The organism is Pseudoalteromonas sp. SG41-5 (genome assembly GCF_014164495.1).
GTDB classification, from domain to species: domain Bacteria; phylum Pseudomonadota; class Gammaproteobacteria; order Enterobacterales; family Alteromonadaceae; genus Pseudoalteromonas; species Pseudoalteromonas rhizosphaerae.
In genome coordinates this window covers 122634-131143 of sequence record NZ_JACJFH010000003.1, presented here as the reverse complement: position 1 = coordinate 131143, position 8510 = coordinate 122634, and the positions used below count along the sequence as shown (strand labels likewise).

Sequence of the window (8510 nt, the reverse complement as noted above, 5' to 3'; positions counted from 1 at the left end):
CGTTGATTCGATTGAATACACTAAACGGAAGTTACTGTTTACTGTATTAACTGGGAAGCTATTATTATTAAGCGCTTGTGTACAAGATACGGCTGAATTACCCGGACTATTAGCAATCACAGTATTATCAACTGAAAATGAATCTTCGTAAAACGTACCCCAAAAACCTATTTGTTCTATATCACGCTGCATAATACTCAAAGCTAAGCGGCCAGTTTCTTGTAGCTCACCAATCGTCATAGTGTCACGTGTTGTTACTTTCATACTAATGTAAGTGAACATCACCCCACCTAGCACAAGTCCACCGATAAACAATGCCACCATCATCTCAACTAAAGTAAAGCCTTGCTGTTTCATTTCACGAGGTCCTTAGATACAAAAAGCTATTTAATACGACTACCCTGCGCTTATTATTTGCCGCACCGCACTTTATAGCTGCTGTATCGCCAATAGCGGTAAACTCTTGACGTCCTTCCCAGCTGATCACCACTTGGAGGGTGTATGCGTTACTACCACTTGCGGCATCGCGTTGATTATTGATACACACAGTTGCATCATCCAAAGCTCCCGTATTTTCACGTGCCTGAATTGCACGGATCCATTGCTGGCGATCGAGTGCAGCAATTTGCCCTGAGTTACAAGTGTTGGTATAGCAAGTTCGAGACTGTTGCAGCGGCGTATCACTGTTAAATGTGCCATTGTATTGAGTGATCACCCCTACTCTGTCATTGGCACGCATTCGCTGGATCATATCATTACCTAGGGCCACAGCAGCAGCGCGCTGCATAGAATCAAAGCTGGCCTGTTTTGCTTTTGCTTGTAATGCTACTGCACCGAGTAAGCCAAAGCTTAGGATCACAAACGCGATTAATACCTCAACTAAGGTAAAGCCTCGTTGTGATGACGAATTGGTGACTCTCATAACACACCTAATATAAAACAATCTGACTATAAGCATATGCGAACACTGTGTATATACAACAATGCTAAGGATGAACGGTTATATTTGTTGATGAATGGTTAACTAGCTTTAGAGATGATCTTTAACGGTTTTATAAGCTCGTCGGCTTACCGGTAATAAGCAGCTACAGTCGCTTAGTGCAACCACATGGCTGCCATCACCCGCTTTTTTTAACGCAACTAAGCGCGATTTATTAATTAATATTTTACGATGGATGCGTAATAACTGGGTGGGATATTCTTGCTCAAGTTGCTTTAAGCTTTGATCAAGCAGTGCTTCGCCGTGAGTGAATATCAAACGCGTGTATTTATCTTCCGCTATCACATAACATACCTCTGCTAACGCCACACTTCTGGTCACGCCTGCAAGTTGATAACTGATTGCCGCTGGACGTTGCTTTTGTAGATGGGCGCGCGTTAAACGGCCTAGTTGATCTATTGCTTTTGCTAAATTTTGCTCCGTCACAGGTTTTACTAAATAACCCGCAGCACTGAGTTGCAATGCTTCTAAGGCATGCTCAGGATGAGCGGTGACGAAAATAATAGCTGGAGGGACAGACAACTTATTCAATTGTGTTGCAACTTCTAAACCGCTCATAGCAGGCATATCAACATCCAGAAATACAATATCAGGAGCCTGCAGCTTCACTTGTTGCAAAGCCTCGTTGCCATTACTTGCTTGTGCTGCATGGTTATAGTCTGGGTAATGAGCAAGTAATCGCTGTAAGCGAGCACGTGCTAATGGCTCATCATCAACTATGAGTACCTTCATGCTTGCTCCTTGGCATTATTAATAGCCAGGGGCAGCACTAACTTGACCCGAAAAATATCACCTCGTGTTGTCATTGTCAGCTTTGCATGACCTTGATAATAAAGATCTAACCGCTGGCGAATATTATTCAGTGCCATACCATTTCCTGAGCGTTTTTGCTGCTGCGACGAGATTGGGTTTTCAACTAAAATGACTAACGAGCGTTTACTAATATGTAACTCGACATAAATTATAGCGCCAGTCAATGAAGGCTCAACACCGTGACAAACAGCATTCTCTAGCAGTGGTTGTAATGTTAAGCACGGAATAGTTATCTCTGGCAATTGCTCCGGTAATTGCCAGTTGACTTGTAAACGATCAGCAAACCGCCAACTTTCAAGCGCAATATATTGCTGAGTCAGTGCTATTTCATCACTTAGTGCAGTCTCTTTCCCCACTCGCATTGCCGCTTGAGATAATGCCGCGAGCGCTAAAATCGCTTGCTCTGCAGCTTGAGGATCATAATGTGTAAGCTCCGCTGCGGTATTGAGGCTGTTGTATAAAAAATGCGGACGAATACGTGCCTGTAAGGCATCTAGCTCTGCGCGAGCCAACGCATTAGTTTGCTGGTCTTTTTCAAAATGAATAGTTAAAAATTGAATAAATAATGCGGTGACTAAAAAAGCGACTAATAAGTTTCTTAAAATAAACTGATAAGTATGTTGTTGTGCAATAAAGTCGCCTCCATAGGCCACTAACAATCCGCTGAAAACCGCCGTTGTAAGTAGTAATGAAGCCATTAAAGCACTTAATTGCCAAGGCTGACTCAAGTATGCAAGTGGTTTACGTAGTAAGTAAAGCCAAGTTAGACTAGACAAAAATGTGAGATGTAAAAACAGGCTGATCCCGCCGAGGCGGATCCAAATATCATCCGCAGTTGCAGGAGCGAAAGCTAGTATAGTGGCGATAACTTGCGCAACGACTAAAGTAGCAAGTACGCCGCGTTCTTTAAACAGCGCCGCAAAAAGCAAAGTATTGGTTTGCACCGACTTGCTCATTGCGCGCTCCTTAAAAATGTCCTGTCAGTACGCTAAGGTTAGCGTAGCTCAACGGGTACAGCAAATACGATATTTTCTACTTCGCCTGGGTTTTCAATAACCTGTTTACCGCCTAATTCTTTAAGGCGGTTAATCACTTGTTGTACAAGCACTTCAGGGGCTGATGCACCCGCGGTAACACCAACCGCATTGACATTAGTAAACCATTGATCTTCAACATTACTGGCGTCATCAATTAAGTAAGCAACAGTACCCATTTTATCAGCAAGTTCACGTAACCGATTTGAATTTGAGCTATTTTTAGCACCAACAACTAATAACACATCTACTTTATCAGCTAAGTCACGTACCGCATCTTGGCGATTTTGTGTGGCGTAACAAATATCGTCTTTACGTGGGCCATCAATCGCTGGAAACTTACTTCTTAAGCCATCTATAACATCTGCGGTATCATCTACCGATAATGTAGTTTGGCTACAATAAAATAAGTTATTTGGATTTTTCACGTTTAGTTTGGCAACATCTTCAGGCGTTTCAACTAAATAAATACCACCTTTAGCGTTATCGTATTGCCCCATGGTGCCTTCAACTTCAGGGTGACCATGATGACCAATTAAAATACACTCGATACCTTTACGACTAGCGCGGGTCACTTCCATATGCACTTTAGTGACCAATGGACATGTTGCATCAAATACTTTTAAATCTCGACGCTTAGCTTCACTGCGTACAGCTTGTGACACGCCATGGGCACTAAAAATAACAATGCTGTCGTCTGGCACTTGATCCAATTCTTCAACAAACACCGCACCACGTCTTTTCAAACCATCTACCACGTAGCGGTTATGGACAACTTCATGGCGCACATAGATCGGTTTTTCAAAGATATCTAACGCACGTTCAACGATACTAATCGCGCGGTCGACTCCCGCACAAAAACCGCGCGGATTTGCCAATAAAATTTCCATTAGTTACTTACCTTAGCAATATCGGTAACCTCTAAAATATCAACTTCAAAAGTTAAACGTTGACCTGCAAGCGGATGATTAAAATCGATGGTCACAGACTCCCCCTGCACTTCACGAACAACTCCTGGTAATTCGGTACCATCAGGTTGAGTAAACGCAATAATAGAGCCAATTTTTGCCGGCGTTTCTGGGCCAAACTTACTACGGTCTACATAGTAAATATTATCTGGGTTTGGTTGACCAAAAGCATCTTCAGGCTCAAGTTCAAATGACTTGCTGTCTCCAGACGCTAAACCAAATAAGCATTTTTCAAAGTTAGCCGTTAGACTACCATCACCCATAGTTAATTTTGCAGGCTTATTATGCACTTTGGTTGAATCTGCCGCAGAGCCATCCGATAGCTTAATTGAGAAATGAAAAATAACCTCTGATTTTTCACCTATAACTGCTTGGCTCATGCTTTTTGCTCCTTAGGACTTTCGCCAGTAAAGGCATCAAATAATAATAATGCGGCACCAATACAAATCGCACTGTCGGCAATATTGAACGCAGGAAAATTCCAGCTTTCATAATAAAAGTGTAAAAAGTCAATCACATAACCATGGCTGATACGGTCATATAAATTGCCAATTGCGCCCGCTAATACTAACGAATAAGCACTGCATAAAATTTTATTAGTGGCGGGTAAACGTTTTAGCCACCAGATCAATAATACGCTGATTGAAATAGCAATAACGCTTAAAAACCAACGTTGCCAACCACCCGCTTCACTTAAAAAACTAAAAGCTGCGCCATAGTTATGCACATAGGTTAGATTGAAAAATGGCAATATATCAATTGATTCGCGTAAATTCATGGTTTTAACAACCAGTGTTTTACTGGCAAAGTCTGCTACTAAAAGTAGCAAACTTAACCAAAGCCACACTAAACCACTTTTTTGGGCTAGTTTGCTCACTTCCTACTCCTATGCGAATTGGCGTGTTTCGCCTTCGCCATCTACGTTGCTAACACAACGACCACAAATTTCTGGATGCGCAGGATTTGCACCTACATCATCACAGTAATGCCAACAACGTTCGCACTTTTGTGCATCGGTAGCTGATACGCTGATGTATAAGCCTTCAATTTCAGTTGTTTGAGTTGCATCTGGTTGTGCATCAACAGCTGTAACAGTAACGTTAGATGTTAAGAATACAAAGCGAAGCTCATCACCCAAAGCTGCTAATTTAGCTGCAAGCTCTGCATTGGCAAAAATATTCACATTAGCTTGTAGTGTCGCACCGATCACGTCTTCTTTACGTGCACCTTCTAACACACGGTTTACTTCATCACGCACGTTTAGAATCGTTAACCAATCGTCATTACTAAACTGGCCTTCGCCAACCGCTTTTAAGCCATCATACCAAACTGAAGTAAACACATATTGGTCACGTTCACCTGGCAGTGCTTGCCAAATCTCTTGTGCGGTAAAGCTCATGATTGGCGCCATCCAGCGAGTCATAGCTTCGGCAATATGATATAGAGCTGTTTGACATGAACGACGGGCATGACTATCACTTTTCGCTGTGTATTGACGGTCTTTGATCACATCTAAATAGAATGAACCAAGCTCACCAGTACAGAAATTCATTAGCTTTTGCGTTACTTGGAGCATTTGGTAACTTTCGTAAGCCGCCAAAATTTCATCTTGTAATTGCGCCGCACGGCCAACAATCCAACGATCAAGTTCAACCATGTCATCAATAGCTACTTGGTCAGTTTTAGGATCAAAACCACTTAAGTTAGCGAGTAAGTAACGGCTAGTGTTACGAATACGACGGTAGCGATCCGCAGAACGGTTGAAGATTTCATCTGATACGGTCATTTCTGCAGTGTAATCAGTTGAAGCAACCCACAAGCGTAAAATATCTGCACCGAGTTTATTCATCACATTCTGTGGTGAAATAACGTTACCTAGCGATTTTGACATCTTACGGCCGTTTTCATCAACAGTGAAACCGTGAGTTAGCACTTGACGATATGGTGCATGACCATTAATTGCCACTGACGTCATCATTGATGACATAAACCAACCGCGGTGTTGATCTGAGCCTTCTAAGTATAAATCAGCTGGACCAACTAAATCTTCGCGAGCATCAACCACACAGGCGTGCGTTACACCAGAATCAAACCATACATCTAATGTATCTTGCACTTTCATGTATTGCTGAGCATCAGCTTCACCAAGTAAAGTTGCAGGCTCTAAGTCATACCATGCTTGAATACCGGATTTTTCAACCAGCAGGGCTGCTTTTTCAATCAAAGCTTGAGCATCAGGATGAAGAGCACCGGTGTCTTTATCAACAAACAGTGCAATTGGAACACCCCAAGTACGTTGACGCGAAATACACCAATCTGGGCGACCTTCAACCATGTTTGCTATGCGGCTTTCGCCCCATTCTGGCAACCACTGAGTGTTTTTAATCTCTTTTAATGAATCTTGGCGCAAATTAGCTTGATCCATACTAATGAACCACTGCGGCGTTGCACGGAAAATAATTGGCGTTTTATGACGCCAGCAATGCGGGTAACTGTGCGTTAAGGCATGGTGATGCATAAGCGCATTACGCTCAGTCAGCACATCAACTACACTCGCATTGGCTTTGAATACATGTTGACCTGCAAAAAGCTCAGTGTCAGGTAAATAAACACCATTTGCACCAACCGGGTTAGCCACTTCTAAGCCGTATTGTAGACCTGCCACGAAATCTTCTTGACCGTGGCCAGGTGCTGTATGCACGATACCCGTACCAGAGTCAGTAGTAACATGATCGGCCACAATCACTGGTACATTAAAATCGTAAAATGGATGTGCCACTTGTAAATTTTCAAGTGCTGAACCCGTTACATAACCTAATACGTGAAAGTGCTTAAAGCCGTAGCGATCCATTGCATCTTTAACTAGCTCTGACCCTATAATCAAACGCTGCTGCGCGCCGTCATCATCAACTTGCACTAAGGCATATTCTAGTTCAGCATGCACGGCAACCGCACGGTTAGCTGGCAGTGTCCATGGTGTAGTTGTCCAGATCACTGTACTGACAGTACCTTTACCTTCATGATCGGCTTTTAAATCAAAGGCACTAACAACGGCTGCTTGATCAACAAACTCAAAACGCACATCAATCGCTGGTGATTGCTTATCTTGATATTCAACCTCAGCCTCGGCCAAAGCAGAACCACAATCAGTACACCAATGCACAGGCTTTGCGCCTTTGTGTAAATGGCCTTTTTCGATGATACGTCCAAGCACACGAATTGCGTTTGCTTCGAAGTCAAAATTCATGGTTAAGTAAGGCTTATCCCAATCAGCAAATACGCCTAAACGTTTAAAATCAACTTTTTGGCCTTCAACTTGTTTTTTAGCGTATTCACGACATTTCTCACGGAATTCTGCAGCCGTGACTTTCACGCCTGGCTTACCCACTTTTTTCTCTACCATTAATTCAATCGGTAGACCATGGCAATCCCAACCAGGTACGTAAGGCGCATCAAAATCAGATAAGGTTTTTGATTTAACAATAATATCTTTTAGAATTTTATTTACTGAATGACCTAAATGGATATCGCCGTTCGCATACGGAGGGCCGTCATGCAAAATAAAGGTTTTTTTACCTTTCTTAGCGTTGCGAATTTGACCGTACAGGTCGTCTTCATACCATGTCTTAAGCATTTTTGGCTCACGTTGTGCCAAATTGCCGCGCATTGGAAACGTCGTTTCCGGTAAATTCAAAGTATGCTTGTAGTCGCTCATTAATCCTAGTTTCCGTATCGGCTACCTAATTTAAACCAAAACACTGTTTAGCGGCAGCAACATCAGTTGCTATTTGTGCCGTCAATTGTGTTAATGTCTCGAATTTTTTCTCATCGCGAAGCTTTTTAATTAACTCCACGTGCATAAACTGTCCATAAATATCTTGCGCAAAGTCGAACAGATGAACTTCTAATAATGCGCGTGTTCCATTAAATGTGGGTTTGTTGCCAATATTTGCAACCCCAAACACTGTTTTATCGTTTAACGTTACTTGTACCGCAAACACCCCATTTACAGGGCATACTTGCCGCTTTAACGCAATATTTGCAGTCCTAAACCCTAATTCACGACCGCGTTTCCAGCCATGAATCACTCGCCCTGATATTGCGTAATCATGACCTAGCATCGCTTTGGCTTGCGCTAACTGACCTTCAGCTAATGCTTGGCGGATCAAGGTGCTGCTTACTCTAGCATTTAATTGCCGAAAACTCGCGGTGCTTTTTACATCCATATGAGCCGCGAGGCCCATTTTTTTTAGTAAATTAAAGTCACCTTGACGTCTTTTACCAAAGCGAAAATCATCACCTACGGTTAGCGCTTTGACACCCAACTTGTTGATCAGTATCTCTGTTACAAATTGCTCTGCTTCCATATTGGCAAATTGCTGATTAAAACTAATACAAATTACCCGTTCAACGCCTAACTTTGCTAACAGACCTAGCTTATCGCGTAACCGCGTTAATCGAGCTGGCGCATTATCTTTGGCAAAAAACTCTTGTGGCTGAGGCTCAAATAACATTACCGTACTCGGTAAGTTATATTTTTTAGCGTCATTGAGTAATCCATTGAGTACTTCACCATGACCTAAGTGCACACCATCAAAATTACCAATGGTCAACACACAACCATAATGCTGTGTGCGAATATTGTGGATACCTCTAATTAACTCCATGCCACCTAATGCCTTTGTAAGCGTTATG

9 protein-coding genes are annotated in these 8510 nt (G+C 42.5%); all 9 read right to left on the bottom strand.

Features of this window, described 5'->3' with window-relative positions:
* Positions 1-357 (bottom strand): PilW family protein (locus tag H5232_RS01730; protein WP_182830500.1); only part of this gene is annotated, 357 nt, incomplete at its 3' end.
* Between the two features lies 1 nt (position 358).
* Positions 359-922, bottom strand: coding sequence for a type IV pilus modification protein PilV (gene pilV / locus H5232_RS01725; protein ID WP_182717086.1), 564 nt, complete (start codon positions 920-922; stop codon positions 359-361).
* A gap of 108 nt (positions 923-1030) precedes the next feature.
* The gene (locus H5232_RS01720) at positions 1031-1732 is read right to left on the bottom strand and encodes a LytTR family DNA-binding domain-containing protein (RefSeq protein WP_182717085.1); all 702 of its coding nucleotides are present in this window, start codon (positions 1730-1732) and stop codon (positions 1031-1033) included.
* Complete coding sequence (locus tag H5232_RS01715; RefSeq protein WP_182717084.1) at positions 1729-2769, bottom strand: sensor histidine kinase; 1041 nt, start codon at positions 2767-2769, stop codon at positions 1729-1731. The genes H5232_RS01720 and H5232_RS01715 overlap by 4 nt, the downstream gene beginning before the upstream one ends.
* 38 nt (positions 2770-2807) lie before the next feature.
* The gene (gene ispH, locus H5232_RS01710; protein WP_182717083.1) at positions 2808-3737 is read right to left on the bottom strand and encodes a 4-hydroxy-3-methylbut-2-enyl diphosphate reductase; all 930 of its coding nucleotides are present in this window, start codon (positions 3735-3737) and stop codon (positions 2808-2810) included.
* Complete coding sequence (gene fkpB, locus H5232_RS01705) at positions 3737-4195, bottom strand: FKBP-type peptidyl-prolyl cis-trans isomerase (protein WP_182717082.1); 459 nt, start codon at positions 4193-4195, stop codon at positions 3737-3739. Before fkpB ends, ispH begins: the two co-directional genes overlap by 1 nt.
* On the bottom strand, positions 4192-4692 hold the full coding sequence (gene lspA / locus H5232_RS01700) for a signal peptidase II (protein WP_145237265.1): 501 nt from the start codon (positions 4690-4692) through the stop codon (positions 4192-4194). Before lspA ends, fkpB begins: the two co-directional genes overlap by 4 nt.
* A 9-nt stretch (positions 4693-4701) precedes the next feature.
* Entirely contained in the window at positions 4702-7530 is a 2829-nt protein-coding gene (gene ileS / locus H5232_RS01695) for an isoleucine--tRNA ligase (protein WP_182717081.1), read from the bottom strand.
* Between the two features lie 25 nt (positions 7531-7555).
* Positions 7556-8482 carry a bifunctional riboflavin kinase/FAD synthetase gene (gene ribF, locus H5232_RS01690; protein ID WP_182830499.1) on the bottom strand — a complete coding sequence of 309 codons (927 nt, stop codon included), beginning with the start codon at positions 8480-8482 and terminating at the stop codon, positions 7556-7558.
* Between the last annotated feature and the right edge of the window lie 28 nt (positions 8483-8510).

Coding starts and splice junctions, on each gene's coding strand:
- pilV (WP_182717086.1), bottom strand. CDS start 922: ATGAGAGTCACCAATTCGTCATCACAACGAGGCTTTACCTTAGTTGAG.
- H5232_RS01720 (WP_182717085.1), bottom strand. CDS start 1,732: ATGAAGGTACTCATAGTTGATGATGAGCCATTAGCACGTGCTCGCTTA.
- H5232_RS01715 (WP_182717084.1), bottom strand. CDS start 2,769: ATGAGCAAGTCGGTGCAAACCAATACTTTGCTTTTTGCGGCGCTGTTT.
- ispH (WP_182717083.1), bottom strand. CDS start 3,737: ATGGAAATTTTATTGGCAAATCCGCGCGGTTTTTGTGCGGGAGTCGAC.
- fkpB (WP_182717082.1), bottom strand. CDS start 4,195: ATGAGCCAAGCAGTTATAGGTGAAAAATCAGAGGTTATTTTTCATTTC.
- ileS (WP_182717081.1), bottom strand. CDS start 7,530: ATGAGCGACTACAAGCATACTTTGAATTTACCGGAAACGACGTTTCCA.
- ribF (WP_182830499.1), bottom strand. CDS start 8,482: ATGGAGTTAATTAGAGGTATCCACAATATTCGCACACAGCATTATGGT.